Origin of the sequence: Enterobacter sp. DN, assembly GCF_046054285.1 — a bacterium.
Lineage (GTDB): Bacteria > Pseudomonadota > Gammaproteobacteria > Enterobacterales > Enterobacteriaceae > Enterobacter > Enterobacter hormaechei_C.
In genome coordinates, this window is the sequence record NZ_JBJJTG010000008.1 from 88835 (window position 1) to 104845 (window position 16011).

Genomic DNA, 16011 nt, shown 5'->3' on the forward strand with positions numbered 1-16011 from the left:
ACCCTCGAATGCAAATTCGGGGGTTTTGTTTTTTTAGCGCCCGCTCTGGCGAATTTCTTCCCCCTGGCAAACACTTACTGATGCGCTAAGCAGGCGACTTTCAGAGGGTGACAGGGTGAAAAATAACGAACTGAACGACCGGCGTTTACAGGCGACGCCGCGCGGTATCGGCGTCATGTGTAACTTCTATGCCGATAAAGCCGAAAACGCCACGGTGTGGGACGTGGAAGGTAACGAGTATATTGATTTTGCCGCCGGGATCGCCGTGCTGAATACCGGGCATCGCCATCCTAAAGTTATCGCCGCCATCGAAAAACAGCTTCACGCCTTTACCCATACCGCTTATCAAATCGTCCCCTATGAAGGTTATGTGGCGCTTGCCGAGCGCATCAACCAGCGCGTACCCATAGAGGGGCCAGCCAAAACCGCCTTCTTCTCAACGGGGGCGGAAGCGGTCGAAAACGCGGTGAAAATCGCCCGCGCGTACACCAGACGTCCCGGCATTATCACCTTCGGCGGCGCGTTCCACGGCCGTACCTTTATGACCATGGCGATGACCGGCAAAGTGGCGCCCTATAAGCTCGGCTTCGGCCCGTTCCCCGGCTCGGTGTACCACGCGCAATTCCCCAACAGCCTGCACGGGGTTAGTACCGCCGAAGCGCTAAAAAGCCTGGAGCGCATCTTCAAAGCCGATATCGCGCCCGATCAGGTGGCGGCAATCATTATTGAACCGGTTCAGGGCGAGGGCGGGTTCAACGTCGCGCCCGCTGATTTTATGCAGGCGCTGCGTGCCCTGTGCGATACCCACGGGATTTTACTGATTGCCGACGAAGTGCAAACCGGCTTCGCCCGTACCGGCAAGCTGTTCTCCATGGAAAACCACTGCGTGAAGCCCGATCTGATCACCATGGCGAAAAGCCTGGCGGGCGGGATGCCGCTCTCTGCCGTCTCTGGCCGGGCGGAGGTGATGGATGCGCCCGCCCCGGGCGGGCTGGGCGGAACCTACGCGGGTAACCCGCTGGCGATTGCGGCGGCCCATGCGGTGCTGGATGTGATTGACGAGGACGATCTCTGCACCCGCGCGGCGCATCTCGGGCATCATCTAGTCGAGGTGCTGAATAAAGCGAAGGATGGCTGTCCGTATATCGCCGATATCCGTGGGCAGGGCTCGATGGTGGCGGTAGAATTTACCGATCCGCAAACCGGACAGCCGTCGCCCGAATTTACCCGTCAGGTTCAGGAGCGCGCGTTGAACGAAGGGCTGCTGCTTTTGAGCTGCGGCGTTTACGGCAACGTTATTCGCTTCCTCTACCCGCTCACCATCCCCGAAGTGCAGTTCCGTAAAGCGCTGGATATTATTTCCGCCTCGCTGACACGATAAAGCCAAAAGCCCGGCTGAAATGACAGTTGGGCTTATCATATTTTCATTTCAAATTAGCTATTCCAAAATCATAAAAATGGGGTATGTTTTAGCAGAGTATGCTGAAAAAGCGCGAACAGCACGCCTATAACTGAAATAAAGCGCTACACAACAACATCACAACAATCGTTATAACCATAATAATGGGGAATCTCAGGATGAACATGAAGGGTAAAGCGTTACTGGCAGGATGTATCGCGTTGGCATTCAGCACTATGGCCCAGGCCGATATTAAAGTGGCCGTGGTGGGCGCGATGTCCGGTCCGGTAGCACAGTACGGCGACCAGGAATTTACCGGCGCGGAACAGGCGGTTGCAGACATTAATGCTAAGGGCGGCATCAAGGGCGAAAAGCTGCAAATCGTAAAATATGACGATGCCTGTGACCCGAAACAGGCGGTCGCGGTGGCGAACAAAGTGGTAAACGACGGGATCAAATACGTTATCGGTCACCTGTGCTCCTCTTCCACCCAGCCCGCGTCTGACATCTACGAAGACGAAGGCATTCTGATGATCACGCCGGCCGCGACGGCGCCAGAGCTGACCGCGCGCGGCTATAAGCTGATCCTGCGTACCACCGGTCTGGACTCCGATCAGGGGCCAACCGCCGCGAAATATATCGTGGAAAAAGTGAAGCCGCAGCGCATCGCGATTGTTCATGACAAACAGCAGTACGGCGAAGGCCTGGCCCGTGCGGTGCAGGATAACCTGAAAAAAGCGAACGCCAACGTGGTGTTCTTTGACGGTATCACCGCCGGTGAGAAAGACTTCTCGACCCTGGTCGCGCGTCTGAAGAAAGAAAATATCGATTTCGTTTACTACGGCGGCTACCACCCGGAAATGGGGCAGATCCTGCGCCAGGCGCGTGCGGCGGGTCTGAAGACGCAGTTCATGGGGCCAGAAGGTGTCGCGAACGTTTCCCTGTCTAATATCGCGGGTGAATCCGCTGAAGGGCTGCTGGTGACCAAACCGAAGAACTACGACCAGGTGCCTGCGAACAAACCTGTTGTCGATGCCATCAAGGCGAAGAAACAGGATCCAAGTGGTGCGTTCGTCTGGACCACCTACGCAGCGTTGCAGTCTCTGCAAGCGGGCCTGAACCAGTCAGCCGATCCGGCGGAGATTGCCACCTGGCTGAAAGCGAACTCGGTGGAAACCGTGATGGGGCCGCTGTCCTGGGATGAGAAGGGCGATTTGAAGGGCTTCGAGTTCGGCGTGTTTGACTGGCATGCCAACGGCACGGCGACTGACGCAAAATAAACGCAAAAAGGCAACGCAAGTTGCCTTTTTTAATGTTTTCTCCCTCTCCCCGTGGGAGAGGGCCGGGGTGAGGGCATCAGCCCGCTCAGCCCTCTTTTGCCCGGTGGCGCTTCGCTTACCGGGCCTACTATGAGCACCTCGCAGCCGCCACCCGGCTTTCTTTTAGCGCTTCTCCCACCCGTTCGCCTGCGCCGTAAACCCTAACGCCTGCATAAACGCCGCCATCACGCCGCGATCCTCCACGCCCACGTCGGCCATCCACCAGGAGGTTACGCTCGGGTTTTCGCGGATCACCTCTTCAATTAAATACTGCCCGACCCCGCGACGACGGGTCACGTCGCGCACGCGCAGGGAGTCCAGCGCCCCTTCCGTGCCGCTCAGCGTTACGCGGACGGCGGCCAGCAGACGTTCATTAAAACGCGCGGCATAGATGCGGTGGTTTTCATCGACGGCCAGCGATGAAGGGGAATATTCCGGCCAGATCTTGCCCAGGTCGATACGATCCTGGTCGCTAAAGGTCACCAGACGCACGATAGTCAGTTTCATTAGCTGCTTGTCCAAATCAAAAAGAGTAGGGCCAGTGTACTCAATTTATTTGCTCAGGCGCTTTCTCTTTTTCTTCCCATTTACCAGGTGATTAGTTTTTTGGCAGCGCGATGGGCAGTTTGAAAACACATGGATCGAAAAATAAGCAGAATTTTAACCTGAAGGGCAGTGATTTATTCGGCGCTTTGTACCGTTATTTTATGCTGCAAACCGCGCTTTTATTTGTTTATCTCCGCCTGATTTCAGAATATTATCTTTGCTTAATCGCCTGAAAAATAGAGATTTTAGTCTGGTTTTTGACAAAAAACTGCGCTAAACCATTAAAGGCACTGGTAAAAATAGCGTTGTTCATAAAAAGTACAGAATGCTTTTTAACCATAATAAAACAAAATATAAACATGACATCACGAATGGGGATTCAGAGATGAAAAGGAACGCGAAGACGTTAATCGCGGGGATGGTCGCACTGTCGATCTCGCATGCCGCTATGGCAGACGACATTAAAGTTGCGGTAGTGGGGGCGATGTCCGGCCCTGTTGCCCAGTGGGGTGACATGGAGTTCAACGGCGCGCGTCAGGCCATCAAAGATATCAACGCCAAAGGCGGCATCAAAGGCGACAAGCTGGTAGGCGTGGAGTATGACGACGCCTGCGATCCAAAACAGGCCGTCGCGGTCGCCAACAAAATCGTTAACGACGGTATCCAGTACGTCATCGGGCACCTGTGTTCCTCCTCCACGCAGCCAGCGTCTGATATCTACGAAGACGAAGGCATTCTGATGATCACCCCGGGTGCCACCAACCCGGAACTGACCCAGCGCGGCTACCAGCACATCATGCGTACCGCCGGTCTGGACTCCTCTCAGGGGCCAACCGCCGCCAAATACATCCTTGAAACCGTTAAGCCGCAGCGTATCGCCATCATCCATGATAAGCAGCAGTACGGCGAAGGCCTGGCGCGTTCCGTGCAGGATGGCCTGAAAAAAGGCGGCGCAAACATCGTCTTCTTCGACGGCATTACCGCTGGTGAGAAAGACTTCTCCGCGCTGATCGCCCGCCTGCAAAAAGAGAATATCGACTTCGTTTACTACGGCGGCTACTACCCGGAAATGGGGCAGATGCTGCGCCAGGCGCGCGCCACCGGCCTGAAAACCCAGTTTATGGGGCCAGAGGGCGTCGGTAATGCCTCCCTGTCCAACATCGCGGGCGATTCTGCCGAAGGCATGCTGGTGACGATGCCAAAACGCTATGACCAGGATCCGGCGAATAAGGCTATCGTGGATGCGCTCAAGGCGCAGAAGAAAGATCCGAGCGGTCCGTACGTCTGGATCACCTACGCGGCCGTGCAGTCTCTGGCCACCGCGCTGGACCGTACCGGCAGTAAAGAGCCGCTGGATCTGGTGAAAGATTTAAAAGCACACGGGGCGAACACCGTGATTGGGCCGCTGAACTGGGATGAGAAAGGCGATCTGAAGGGATTTGAGTTTGGTGTCTTTAAGTGGCACGCCGACGGGTCTTCCTCGGTCGCCAAATAATCATCCCACCGCCCGGCTCACCGGGCGGGTATAAAAAGGTTTTCTTATGTCCGAGCAGTTTCTCTACTTCTTGCAGCAGATGTTTAACGGCGTCACGCTGGGAAGCACCTACGCGCTGATCGCCATCGGCTACACGATGGTTTACGGCATTATCGGCATGATCAACTTCGCCCACGGCGAGGTGTACATGATCGGTAGCTACGTCTCCTTTATGATTATCGCCGCGCTGATGATGATGGGCATCGACAGCAGCTGGCTGCTGGTGGCCGCCGGGTTTGTCGGCGCGATTGTGATCGCCAGCGCCTACGGCTGGAGTATTGAACGGGTGGCCTACCGGCCGGTGCGCAGCTCCAAACGCCTGATCGCGCTGATCTCCGCCATCGGTATGTCCATTTTCCTGCAAAACTACGTCAGCCTGACCGAAGGTTCACGCGACGTGGCGCTGCCAAGCCTGTTTAACGGCCAGTGGATTGTGGGGGCCAGCGAAAACTTCTCTGCCACCATCACCACCATGCAGCTGGTTATCTGGGTTGTGACCTTTATTGCCATGCTGGCCCTGACCCTGTTCATCCGCTACTCCCGCATGGGACGCGCCTGCCGCGCCTGCGCGGAAGATCTGAAGATGGCGAGCCTGCTCGGGATTAACACCGACCGCGTGATTGCCCTGACCTTCGTGATCGGCGCAGCGATGGCGGCGGTGGCTGGCGTGTTGCTCGGCCAGTTCTACGGCGTAATCAACCCGTACATCGGCTTTATGGCCGGGATGAAAGCCTTCACCGCGGCGGTACTGGGCGGCATCGGCAGCATTCCCGGCGCGATGATCGGCGGCCTGATCCTGGGCGTGGCCGAAGCGCTCTCCTCGGCGTACCTGAGCACCGAATATAAAGATGTGGTGTCGTTTGCCCTGCTGATTCTGGTTCTGCTGGTAATGCCTACCGGTATTCTGGGCCGTCCGGAGGTAGAGAAAGTATGAAACCGATGCATTTTGCGATGGCGCTGCTCTCTGCCGCCATGTTCTTCGTCCTGGCGGGCGTCTTTATGGGCGTCCAGTTAGGACTGGACGGCACGAAGCTGGTGGTGGATACCGCTCCCGACATCCGCTGGCAGTGGGTGTTTATCGGCACCGCTGTGGTGTTCCTGTTCCAGCTGTTGCGTCCGCTGTTCCAGAAGACGCTGAAAAACGTCTCCGGGCCGAAATTCGTCCTGCCGGCGATCGACGGTACAACGGTGAAACAGAAGCTGTTCCTTGTGGCGCTGCTGGTGGCTGCCGTGGCGTGGCCGTTTATGGTCTCGCGCGGGACGGTGGATATTGCCACCCTGACCATGATCTACGTGATTCTGGGGCTCGGTCTGAACGTGGTGGTGGGGCTGTCTGGCCTGCTGGTGCTGGGCTACGGCGGGTTCTACGCCATCGGCGCGTACACCTTCGCGCTGCTGAACCACTATTACGGCCTCGGCTTCTGGACCTGTCTGCCGCTGGCGGGGCTGGTCTCTGCCGCGGCGGGCTTCCTGCTCGGCTTCCCGGTGCTGCGCCTGCGCGGTGACTATCTGGCGATTGTGACCTTAGGCTTCGGCGAAATCGTCCGTATTCTGCTGCTCAACAATACCGAAGTGACCGGCGGTCCGAACGGCATCAGCCAGATCCCGAAACCGACCTTCTTCGGCCTGGAGTTCAGCCGTACCGCCCGTGAAGGCGGCTGGGATACCTTCAGCAATTTCTTTGGCATCAAGTACGATCCGTCCGACCGCGTGATCTGGCTCTATCTGGTGGCGCTGCTGCTGGTGGTGATTACCCTGTTTGTGATCAACCGTCTGCTGCGCATGCCGCTGGGCCGCGCGTGGGAAGCGCTGCGCGAAGATGAGATCGCCTGCCGCTCCCTGGGCCTGAACCCGACCCGCATCAAGCTGACCGCATTTACCATCAGCGCCGCGTTTGCCGGTTTCGCCGGGACGCTGTTTGCCGCACGTCAGGGCTTCGTCAGCCCGGAATCGTTCACCTTTGCCGAATCCGCCTTTGTGCTGGCGATTGTGGTGCTCGGCGGAATGGGCTCGCAGTTCGCCGTGATCCTCGCGGCTATCCTGCTGGTGGTCTCCCGCGAGCTGATGCGCGACTTTAACGAATACAGCATGTTAATGCTGGGTGGTTTGATGGTGCTGATGATGATCTGGCGTCCGCAGGGTCTGCTGCCGATGACCCGTCCACAGCTGAAGCTGAAACGCACACAGGCGAAAGGAGAGCAGGCATGAAGCCTTTATTATCCGTTAACGGCCTGATGATGCGCTTTGGCGGCCTGCTGGCGGTCAACAATGTGAATCTGGATCTGCACAAGAAAGAGATTGTCTCCCTGATTGGCCCGAACGGCGCGGGAAAAACCACGGTCTTTAACTGTTTGACCGGCTTCTACAAGCCGACGGGCGGCACCATCATGCTGCGCGACCAGCACCTTGAAGGGCTGCCGGGCCAGCAGATTGCCCGCATGGGCGTGGTGCGTACCTTCCAGCACGTGCGTCTGTTCCGCGAGATGACGGTGATTGAGAACCTGCTGGTGGCACAGCATCAGCAGCTGAAAACCGGCCTCTTCTCCGGCCTGCTGAAAACCCCGGCCTTTCGCCGCACGCAGGAGGAGGCGCTCGACCGCGCCGCGACCTGGCTCGACCGTATCGGCCTGCTCCAGCACGCTAACCGTCAGGCGAGCAACCTCGCTTACGGGGATCAGCGTCGCCTTGAGATCGTGCGCTGCATGGTGACCCAGCCGGAGATCCTGATGCTCGACGAACCAGCGGCAGGTCTCAATCCGAAAGAGACCAAAGAGCTGGACGAGCTGATTGCCGAGCTGCGCGACCATCACGACACCACCATCCTGCTGATTGAGCATGACATGAAGCTGGTGATGGGCATTTCGGACCGTATCTACGTGGTAAACCAGGGCACGCCGCTGGCAAACGGCACGCCGGAAGAGATCCGCAACAACCCGGACGTGATCCGCGCATACCTTGGTGAGGCATAAGATGGAAAAAGCGATGTTAACGTTCGACAAGGTCAACGCGCACTACGGCAAGATCCAGGCGCTGCACGACGTCAGCCTGCACATCAATCAGGGCGAAATCGTCACCCTGATTGGCGCCAACGGCGCGGGTAAAACCACGCTGCTCGGCACCCTGTGCGGCGACCCGCGCGCCACCAGCGGGCGGATTGTGTTTGACGGCAAAGATATTACCGACTGGCAGACGGCTAAGATCATGCGTGAAGCGGTGGCGATTGTCCCGGAAGGGCGCCGCGTATTCTCCCGCATGACAGTGGAAGAGAACCTGGCGATGGGCGGTTTCTTCGCCCATCGGGATGAATTCCAGACCCGCATCAAGTGGGTGTACGAACTCTTCCCGCGCCTGTGGGAGCGTCGTATTCAGCGAGCGGGCACCATGTCCGGCGGCGAGCAGCAGATGCTGGCGATTGGCCGCGCGCTGATGAGCCAGCCGCGCCTGCTGCTGCTGGACGAGCCGTCGCTTGGTCTTGCGCCGATCATTATCCAGCAGATCTTCGACACCATCGAGCAGTTGCGTAAAGAGGGGATGACCATCTTCCTCGTCGAGCAGAACGCCAACCAGGCGCTGAAGCTCGCCGACCGTGGCTACGTGCTGGAGAACGGGCGCGTGGTGCTCTCCGATACCGGTGACGCGCTGCTGGCGAACGAGGCGGTGCGGAGTGCGTACCTCGGAGGCTAAGCCGTCTGTGTTGCCCGGTGGCGCTGCGCTTACCGGGCCTACAGGGATCGACCAGGCCGGGTAAGGCGTAGCCGCCACCCGGCTTTTTTAACCACTACACCCCTTCACACAACCATCATCCCCCTGACGCCTGGCTGTCACTTATCTGTAAACAAACAGTTATTTTTCTGTCATTCGAGCATGTCATGTTACCTCGCGAGCATAAAACGCGTGATATCGCGCATCCGGCACAATAAGAGAGATGACAATGACATCGTTACGACACACAGCTTTGGGTCTGGCACTGGGTCTGGCTTTTGCGACGAACGCAATGGCTGTGACCACCATTCCGTTCTGGCATTCCATGGAAGGGGAGTTGGGTAAAGAGGTTGACTCCCTGGCGCAGCGTTTCAACGACACCCACCCGGATTACAAAATTGTGCCGGTGTACAAAGGCAACTACGAGCAGAGCCTGAGCGCGGGCATCGCCGCCTTCCGTACCGGTAACGCGCCTGCGCTGTTACAGGTTTATGAAGTGGGCACCGCCACCATGATGGCTTCCAAAGCCATCAAGCCGGTGTATGAAGTGTTCAAAGAAGCAGGTATTAACTTCGATGAATCCCAGTTCGTACCGACCGTCTCCGGTTATTACACCGATTCCAGAACCGGCCACCTGCTGTCCCAGCCGTTTAACAGCTCCACGCCGGTGCTGTACTACAACAAAGACGCCTTCAAAAAAGCCGGTTTAGATCCGGAGCAGCCGCCAAAAACCTGGCAGGATCTGGCGGAGTACACCGCGAAGCTGAAAGCGGCGGGGATGAAGTGCGGCTACGCCAGCGGCTGGCAGGGCTGGATCCAGATTGAAAACTTCAGCGCCTGGCACGGGCTGCCGGTTGCCACCCAAAATAACGGCTTCGACGGTACCGACGCGGTGCTGGAGTTCAACAAGCCGGAGCAGGTGAAGCACATCGCGCTGCTGGAAGCACTCAACAAGAAGGGCGACTTCAGCTACTTCGGGCGTAAAGACGAATCCACCGAGAAGTTCTACAACGGCGACTGTGCCATTACCACCGCCTCGTCCGGCTCGCTGGCGGATATACGTCACTATGCCAAATTCAACTACGGCGTGGGCATGATGCCGTACGACGCTGACGTTAAAGGCGCGCCGCAAAACGCCATCATCGGCGGGGCGAGCCTGTGGGTGATGCAGGGTAAAGACAACGGCACCTACAAAGGCGTGGCCGAGTTCCTCGACTTCCTGGCGAAGCCGGAAAACGCCGCCGAGTGGCACCAGAAGACCGGCTATCTGCCGATCACCAAAGCCGCGTACGACCTGACCCGCGAGCAGGGCTTCTATAGCAAAAACCCAGGGGCGGACATCGCGACGCGCCAGATGCTGAACAAGCCGCCGTTGCCGTTCACCAAGGGTCTGCGTCTGGGCAACATGCCGCAGATCCGCACCATCGTGGATGAAGAGCTGGAAAGCGTGTGGACCGGTAAGAAAACGCCACAGCAGGCGCTGGACGCTGCGGTAGAGCGCGGAAATCAGCTGCTGCGCCGCTTTGAGCAGTCGACGAAATCGTAATCCGTGATTCGCCCGGTGACGCGTAGCGATCCAGGCCTACGGGGATCGTGCGGGCTGATGCCCTCACCCCAACCCTCTCCCACGGGGAGAGGGAGAAATATTTGTAGGCCGGGTAAGGCGTAGCCGCCACCCGGCATTGTTCAGGAACCTAATCTCAATGTCCTCATCCCGTCCGGTGTTCCGTTCCCGCTGGCTGCCGTACCTGTTGGTCGCACCGCAGCTGGTCATCACCGTTATCTTCTTTATCTGGCCTGCGGGCGAAGCGCTGTGGTACTCGGTACAAAGCGTCGATCCGTTCGGGCTTTCCAGCCAGTTTGTCGGGCTGGACAACTTTACCGCGCTGTTCCACGACAGCTACTACCTGGACTCCTTCTGGACGACGATCAAATTCAGTGCGCTGGTCACCGTGAGCGGTCTTGTCGCGTCGCTGTTTTTCGCCGCGCTGGTGGATTACGTGGTGCGCGGCAGCCGTCTGTATCAGACCCTGATGCTGCTGCCCTACGCCGTGGCTCCTGCCGTGGCCGCCGTGCTGTGGATCTTCCTGTTTAACCCAGGGCGCGGGCTGATTACCCACTTCCTGGGCGAGTTTGGCTACGACTGGAACCACGCTCAGAATAGCGGTCAGGCGATGTTCCTGGTGGTGTTCGCCTCGGTGTGGAAGCAGATCAGCTATAACTTCCTGTTTTTCTTTGCCGCGCTACAGTCTATCCCGCGTTCGCTGGTGGAGGCCGCCGCCATCGACGGCGCAGGGCCGGTGCGCCGCTTCTTCCGCCTGTCGCTGCCGCTGATCGCCCCGGTGAGTTTCTTCCTGCTGGTGGTTAACCTCGTGTACGCCTTCTTCGATACCTTCCCGGTGATCGACGCGGCGACCGCAGGCGGTCCGGTGCAGGCGACAACGACGCTGATCTACAAGATCTACCGCGAAGGCTTTGCGGGGTTGGATCTCTCCGCTTCTGCCGCGCAGTCGGTGGTGCTGATGTTCCTCGTCATCATCCTCACGGTGGTGCAGTTCCGCTATGTCGAAAGTAAGGTGCGCTACCAATGATTGAGAACCGTCGCGGGCTGACGATTTTCAGCCATACCATGCTGATTTTAGGGATTATCGTCATCCTGTTCCCACTGTACGTGGCCTTCGTCGCCGCCACGCTGGACACCAAAGCGGTGTTCGACACGCCGATGACGCTGATCCCAGGCGGGCATCTTTTCGAGAACATGAAGACCATCTGGACCCAGGGCGTGGGCGCCAACAGCGCGCCGTTCTGGCTGATGATGCTCAACAGCTTCATCATGGCGTTTGGCATCACCGTCGGCAAAATTACGGTGTCGATGCTCTCAGCGTTTGCCATCGTCTGGTTCCGCTTTCCGCTGCGTAACCTGTTTTTCTGGATGATTTTCATCACCCTGATGCTGCCGGTAGAGGTGCGTATCTTCCCGACGGTGGAGGTGATCGCCAACCTGAAGATGCTCGACAGCTACGCGGGCTTAACCCTGCCGCTGATGGCCTCGGCGACCGCCACCTTCCTGTTCCGCCAGTTCTTTATGACCCTGCCGGATGAGTTGATTGAAGCCGCGCGCATCGACGGGGCCTCGCCGATGCGCTTCTTCCGCGACATCGTGCTGCCGCTGTCGAAAACCAACCTCGCGGCGCTGTTTGTGATCACCTTTATCTACGGCTGGAACCAGTACCTGTGGCCGTTGCTGATCGTTCAGGACGTCAACCTCGGCACCGCCGTGGCAGGCATTAAAGGCATGATCGCCACCGGCGAAGGCACCACCCTCTGGAACCAGGTGATGGCGGCGATGCTGCTCACCCTTATCCCACCCGTAGTCATTGTTTTAGCCATGCAGCGCGCGTTTGTCCGCGGCCTGGTCGATAGCGAGAAATAAGATGGCAGGTTTAAAATTACAGGCAGTTACCAAAAGCTGGGACGGTAAAACCCAGGTCATTCAGCCGCTGACGCTCGACGTGGCGGACGGGGAATTTATCGTGATGGTCGGCCCGTCCGGCTGCGGAAAATCCACCCTGCTGCGTATGGTGGCCGGGCTGGAGCGCGTAACGTCCGGAGATATCTGGATTGACCGCCAGCGCGTCACCGAGATGGAGCCCAAAGATCGCGGCATCGCGATGGTGTTCCAGAACTATGCCCTCTATCCGCACATGAGCGTGGAAGAGAACATGGCCTGGGGGCTGAAAATTCGCGGTATGGGCAAAGGTCATATCGACGAGCGCGTAAAAGAAGCCGCGCGCATTCTGGAACTTGACGGCCTGCTTAAGCGCCGCCCGCGAGAGCTCTCCGGTGGCCAGCGTCAGCGCGTGGCGATGGGGCGCGCCATCGTGCGCGACCCGGCGGTATTCCTGTTCGACGAACCGCTGTCAAACCTCGACGCCAAACTGCGCGTGCAGATGCGCCTTGAGCTACAGCAGCTGCATCGCCGCCTGAAAACCACGTCCCTCTATGTGACTCACGATCAGGTTGAAGCCATGACCCTCGCCCAGCGCGTGATGGTGATGAACAAAGGCATCGCCGAGCAGATTGGCACCCCGGTGGAGGTCTACGAAAAACCGGCCAGCCGTTTTGTGGCGAGCTTTATCGGCAGCCCGGCGATGAACCTGCTGGACGGGCGGATCAATGCGGCGGGAACCCACTTCGAGCTGGAAAGCGGGATGGCGTTGCCGATCAACTGGTACTATCGTGGCTACGCCGGGCGTAAGATGACGCTCGGTATCCGCCCGGAGCATATTGGTTTGACGTCTCAGGCGGACGGCGGCGTGCCGCTGGTGATGGACACGCTGGAGATGCTGGGCGCAGACAACCTGGCGCACGGGCGCTGGGGCGAGCAAAAGCTGGTGGTGCGTCTGCCGCACCAGGAGCGCCCGAAGGCAGGCAGCACGCTGTGGCTGCATATGCCGGAAAATCACCTGCACTTATTTGACGGTGAAACAGGACAACGAGTATGAGCAACTGGCCTTACCCCCACATCGTCGCCCACCGGGGCGGCGGTAAACTGGCGCCGGAAAACACCCTGGCGGCAATTGACGTTGGCGCGCGCTACGGCCACACGATGATCGAGTTCGACGCGAAGCTGTCGAAGGACGGCGAAATTTTCCTGCTGCACGACGACAATCTCGAACGCACCAGCAACGGCTGGGGCGTGGCGGGCGAACTGCCGTGGCGTGACCTGCTGAAGGTGGATGCCGGTAGCTGGTACAGCGGCGAATTTAAAGGCGAACCGCTGCCGCTGCTGGCGGAAGTGGCGGACCGCTGTCGTCAACACGGCATGATGGCCAACATCGAAATCAAACCGACCACCGGCACCGGGCCGCTGACGGGTAAAGTGATTGCCCTCGCCGCGCGCGAGCTGTGGGAAGGGATGACCCCGCCGCTGTTGTCGTCGTTTGACATCGACGCGCTGGAAGCCGCACAGGCTGCCGTACCGGAGTTGCCGCGCGGGCTGCTGCTGGATGAGTGGCGAGAAGACTGGCGCGCGCTGACGACTGGCTTAGGCTGCGTGTCGATCCACCTCAACCATAAGCTGCTGGATGAAGTGCGCGTGACGCTGTTGAAGGAGGCCGGTCTGCATATCCTGGTGTATACCGTCAATAAACCCCAGCGTGCAGCCGAGCTGCTGCGCTGGGGCGTGGACAGCATCTGTACCGATGCGATTGACCAGATCGGGCCGAACTTTATTTATTAAGCATACTGCCGTTCTGCTGGGTCGGCAGCATGTGCTGCTGACCGCTGCTTTGCGACACCCCGCCCCCTAACATCCCACCGTTTGAGTTTGGCAGCGGCTGCTCCCGCATCTGGCCCTGCTGCACGCGCTGGGTGTTGGTATTCATCTGGTTTTGCAGGTGCTGCTGCTGCACCTGGGTCTGCGTCTTTAACTGCTGATTGAGCATCCCTTTCTGCTGCTGTTGCTGGCTCATCATCTCCGTCTGCATACGCTGCTGGCTCGGAATGACGTAGCCCGGCTGGTTCGGGTTGTTCAGGGTGTTGATTGGCTGTGCGAGCGCGGCGAACGGAAGCAGCGCGGTCAGGATCAGTAATCGTTTCATGGTTATCTCCTCCTTTGAGGCTTCTCTTAAGTTTACCCTGATTCCGGCATAACGATGATTTTTTAAGAGTTGTGAACCAGGCTTAAGCGGGGAATATGGACCCCTTCACCTGGAGAACAATAATGATGAAACCAACCTTTTTGCGCTGGGTCGCCATCGCTGCGCTGATGGCAGGCGGCACATTTACCGTAGCGGCCAACCCGCCCGCCGCTCCACCGGTCTCTTACGGCGTGGAGGAGGATGTTTTTCACCCCGTGCGGGCGACGCACGGCATGGTGGCCTCGGTTGACGCGCTGGCAACGCAGGTGGGCGTCGATATTCTTAAGCAGGGCGGTAACGCGGTGGATGCGGCGGTCGCGGTGGGATATGCGCTGGCGGTGACGCATCCACAGGCGGGGAACCTGGGCGGCGGCGGGTTTATGATGCTGCGCACCAAAGACGGTAAAACCACGGCCATCGACTTCCGTGAGATGGCGCCGAACCAGGCCTCCCGCGATATGTTCCTCGACGATCAGGGCAATCCGGACAGTAAAAAATCTCTGACCTCGCACCTTGCCTCCGGCACGCCGGGCACCGTTGCGGGCTTCTCGCTGGCGCTGGAAAAATACGGCACGCTGCCGCTGAATAAAGTGGTGCAGCCTGCCATCAAGCTGGCGCGCGACGGCTTCGTCGTCAACGACGCGCTGGCGGACGACCTCAAAACCTACGGCAGCGAAGTTATTCCCAATCATGAGAACAGCAAGGCTATCTTCTGGAAAGACGGCGAGCCGCTGAAAAAGGGCGATAAGCTGGTGCAGAAGAACCTCGCAAAAAGTCTCGAACTGATTGCCGAAAACGGTCCGGACGCCTTCTATAAGGGGCCGATTGCCGATCAGATTGCCGATGAGATGCAGAAGAACGGCGGGCTGATCACCAAAGCGGATCTGGCGGAATATAAGGCGGTGGAGCGCGAGCCGATCAGCGGCAGCTATCGCGGCTACGAGGTCTTCTCCATGCCGCCGCCGTCCTCCGGGGGCATTCACATCGTGCAGATCCTCAATATTCTGGAAAACTTCGATATGCACAAGTTCGGCTTCGGTAGCGCCGATGCCTTGCAGGTGATGGCGGAGGCGGAGAAGCGCGCCTACGCTGACCGCTCGGAATACCTTGGCGATCCGGACTTCGTGAAGGTGCCGTGGCAGGCGCTGACCAACAAAGCCTATGCCAAATCGATTGCCGACGAGATCGACATCAACAAGGCGAAGCCGTCGAGCGAGATCCGCCCCGGCAAGCTGGCGCCGTATGAAAGTAACCAGACCACCCATTTCTCGGTGGTGGATAAAGACGGTAACGCGGTGGCGGTGACCTACACGCTTAACACCACTTTCGGCACCGGGATTGTGGCGGGCAACAGCGGCATTTTGCTGAACAACGAGATGGATGACTTCTCTGCCAAACCGGGCGTGCCGAACGTCTACGGCCTGGTCGGCGGCGATGCGAATGCGGTCGGGCCGAAGAAGCGCCCGCTGTCGTCCATGTCGCCCACCATCGTGGTGAAAGACGGCAAAACCTGGCTGGTGACCGGCAGCCCTGGCGGGAGCCGGATTATCACAACCGTGCTGCAAATGGTGGTGAACAGCATCGACTTTGGGATGAACGTCGCCGAAGCGACCAATGCGCCGCGTTTCCACCACCAGTGGCTACCGGATGAGCTGCGCGTGGAGAAGGGCTTTAGCCCGGACACCCTCAAGCTGCTTGAGCTGCGCGGGCAGAAGGTGGCGGTGAAGGAGGCGATGGGCAGCACCCAGAGCATTATGGTCGGGCCGGACGGGGCGCTGTTTGGCGCATCGGACCCGCGTTCGGTGGATGATTTAACGGCGGGGTATTGATTTTTTTGCCCGGTGGCGCTGCGCTTACCGGGCCTGGAAC

The 16011-nt window shown here is 58.7% G+C and carries 15 protein-coding genes; 13 read left to right on the forward strand and 2 right to left on the reverse strand.

The annotated features are described in order from the left end of the window. The first annotated feature begins 115 nt into the window (after positions 1–115). On the forward strand, positions 116–1381 hold the full coding sequence (locus ACJTMZ_RS17760) for a 4-aminobutyrate--2-oxoglutarate transaminase (protein WP_017693844.1): 1266 nt from the start codon (positions 116–118) through the stop codon (positions 1379–1381). Between the two features lie 197 nt (positions 1382–1578). Next, a complete protein-coding gene (gene livJ, locus ACJTMZ_RS17765; RefSeq protein ID WP_015571474.1) occupies positions 1579–2679 on the forward strand; it encodes a branched chain amino acid ABC transporter substrate-binding protein LivJ in 1101 nt (366 codons plus the stop codon). Positions 2680–2841: 162 nt separating this feature from the next. On the opposite strand, the gene panM is transcribed toward livJ, so the two are convergent. Beyond that, complete coding sequence (panM, locus tag ACJTMZ_RS17770) at positions 2842–3225, reverse strand: aspartate 1-decarboxylase autocleavage activator PanM (protein WP_015571473.1); 384 nt, start codon at positions 3223–3225, stop codon at positions 2842–2844. Between the two features lie 424 nt (positions 3226–3649). Here panM and livK point away from each other — a divergent pair, with 424 nt between their 5' ends. The 10 genes from livK (at position 3650) to ugpQ (ending at position 13742) form a co-directional block, all read left to right on the forward strand. After that, positions 3650–4759, forward strand: coding sequence for a high-affinity branched-chain amino acid ABC transporter substrate-binding protein LivK (gene livK / locus ACJTMZ_RS17775; RefSeq protein ID WP_023295547.1), 1110 nt, complete (start codon positions 3650–3652; stop codon positions 4757–4759). Between the two features lie 46 nt (positions 4760–4805). Then, the gene (gene livH / locus ACJTMZ_RS17780; protein WP_015571470.1) at positions 4806–5732 is read left to right on the forward strand and encodes a high-affinity branched-chain amino acid ABC transporter permease LivH; all 927 of its coding nucleotides are present in this window, start codon (positions 4806–4808) and stop codon (positions 5730–5732) included. Next, complete coding sequence (locus ACJTMZ_RS17785) at positions 5729–7006, forward strand: high-affinity branched-chain amino acid ABC transporter permease LivM (protein WP_003861542.1); 1278 nt, start codon at positions 5729–5731, stop codon at positions 7004–7006. The genes livH and ACJTMZ_RS17785 overlap by 4 nt, the downstream gene beginning before the upstream one ends. After that, positions 7003–7767 carry a high-affinity branched-chain amino acid ABC transporter ATP-binding protein LivG gene (livG, locus tag ACJTMZ_RS17790; RefSeq protein ID WP_003861544.1) on the forward strand — a complete coding sequence of 255 codons (765 nt, stop codon included), beginning with the start codon at positions 7003–7005 and terminating at the stop codon, positions 7765–7767. Before ACJTMZ_RS17785 ends, livG begins: the two co-directional genes overlap by 4 nt. A gap of 1 nt (position 7768) precedes the next feature. Next, positions 7769–8482, forward strand: a complete 714-nt coding sequence (gene livF, locus ACJTMZ_RS17795) for a high-affinity branched-chain amino acid ABC transporter ATP-binding protein LivF (RefSeq protein ID WP_015571469.1) — start codon at positions 7769–7771, stop codon at positions 8480–8482. Positions 8483–8729: 247 nt separating this feature from the next. Next, positions 8730–10046 (forward strand): sn-glycerol-3-phosphate ABC transporter substrate-binding protein UgpB, encoded by a 1317-nt coding sequence (ugpB, locus tag ACJTMZ_RS17800; RefSeq protein WP_023304564.1) that lies wholly within the window; start codon positions 8730–8732, stop codon positions 10044–10046. A gap of 157 nt (positions 10047–10203) precedes the next feature. Continuing rightward, positions 10204–11091, forward strand: a complete 888-nt coding sequence (gene ugpA / locus ACJTMZ_RS17805; protein WP_003861551.1) for a sn-glycerol-3-phosphate ABC transporter permease UgpA — start codon at positions 10204–10206, stop codon at positions 11089–11091. Next, a complete protein-coding gene (ugpE, locus tag ACJTMZ_RS17810; protein WP_015571468.1) occupies positions 11088–11933 on the forward strand; it encodes a sn-glycerol-3-phosphate ABC transporter permease UgpE in 846 nt (281 codons plus the stop codon). Before ugpA ends, ugpE begins: the two co-directional genes overlap by 4 nt. Position 11934: 1 nt before the next feature. Continuing rightward, on the forward strand, positions 11935–13005 hold the full coding sequence (locus ACJTMZ_RS17815) for a sn-glycerol-3-phosphate import ATP-binding protein UgpC (protein ID WP_017384129.1): 1071 nt from the start codon (positions 11935–11937) through the stop codon (positions 13003–13005). After that, complete coding sequence (gene ugpQ, locus ACJTMZ_RS17820) at positions 13002–13742, forward strand: glycerophosphodiester phosphodiesterase (RefSeq protein WP_047736907.1); 741 nt, start codon at positions 13002–13004, stop codon at positions 13740–13742. Before ACJTMZ_RS17815 ends, ugpQ begins: the two co-directional genes overlap by 4 nt. Here ugpQ and ACJTMZ_RS17825 read toward each other — a convergent pair. Continuing rightward, on the reverse strand, positions 13732–14103 hold the full coding sequence (locus ACJTMZ_RS17825; RefSeq protein ID WP_017384131.1) for a DUF2756 family protein: 372 nt from the start codon (positions 14101–14103) through the stop codon (positions 13732–13734). The two genes, ugpQ and ACJTMZ_RS17825, sit on opposite strands and share 11 nt — an antisense overlap. A gap of 122 nt (positions 14104–14225) precedes the next feature. On the opposite strand from ACJTMZ_RS17825, the gene ggt reads away from it, so the two are divergent. After that, positions 14226–15971, forward strand: a complete 1746-nt coding sequence (gene ggt, locus ACJTMZ_RS17830) for a gamma-glutamyltransferase (protein WP_178097713.1) — start codon at positions 14226–14228, stop codon at positions 15969–15971. Positions 15972–16011: the final 40 nt, after the last annotated feature.

Coding starts and splice junctions, on each gene's coding strand:
- livJ (WP_015571474.1), top strand. CDS start 1,579: ATGAACATGAAGGGTAAAGCGTTACTGGCAGGATGTATCGCGTTGGCA.
- panM (WP_015571473.1), bottom strand. CDS start 3,225: ATGAAACTGACTATCGTGCGTCTGGTGACCTTTAGCGACCAGGATCGT.
- livK (WP_023295547.1), top strand. CDS start 3,650: ATGAAAAGGAACGCGAAGACGTTAATCGCGGGGATGGTCGCACTGTCG.
- livH (WP_015571470.1), top strand. CDS start 4,806: ATGTCCGAGCAGTTTCTCTACTTCTTGCAGCAGATGTTTAACGGCGTC.
- ACJTMZ_RS17785 (WP_003861542.1), top strand. CDS start 5,729: ATGAAACCGATGCATTTTGCGATGGCGCTGCTCTCTGCCGCCATGTTC.
- livG (WP_003861544.1), top strand. CDS start 7,003: ATGAAGCCTTTATTATCCGTTAACGGCCTGATGATGCGCTTTGGCGGC.
- livF (WP_015571469.1), top strand. CDS start 7,769: ATGGAAAAAGCGATGTTAACGTTCGACAAGGTCAACGCGCACTACGGC.
- ugpB (WP_023304564.1), top strand. CDS start 8,730: ATGACATCGTTACGACACACAGCTTTGGGTCTGGCACTGGGTCTGGCT.
- ugpA (WP_003861551.1), top strand. CDS start 10,204: ATGTCCTCATCCCGTCCGGTGTTCCGTTCCCGCTGGCTGCCGTACCTG.
- ugpE (WP_015571468.1), top strand. CDS start 11,088: ATGATTGAGAACCGTCGCGGGCTGACGATTTTCAGCCATACCATGCTG.
- ACJTMZ_RS17815 (WP_017384129.1), top strand. CDS start 11,935: ATGGCAGGTTTAAAATTACAGGCAGTTACCAAAAGCTGGGACGGTAAA.
- ugpQ (WP_047736907.1), top strand. CDS start 13,002: ATGAGCAACTGGCCTTACCCCCACATCGTCGCCCACCGGGGCGGCGGT.
- ACJTMZ_RS17825 (WP_017384131.1), bottom strand. CDS start 14,103: ATGAAACGATTACTGATCCTGACCGCGCTGCTTCCGTTCGCCGCGCTC.
- ggt (WP_178097713.1), top strand. CDS start 14,226: ATGATGAAACCAACCTTTTTGCGCTGGGTCGCCATCGCTGCGCTGATG.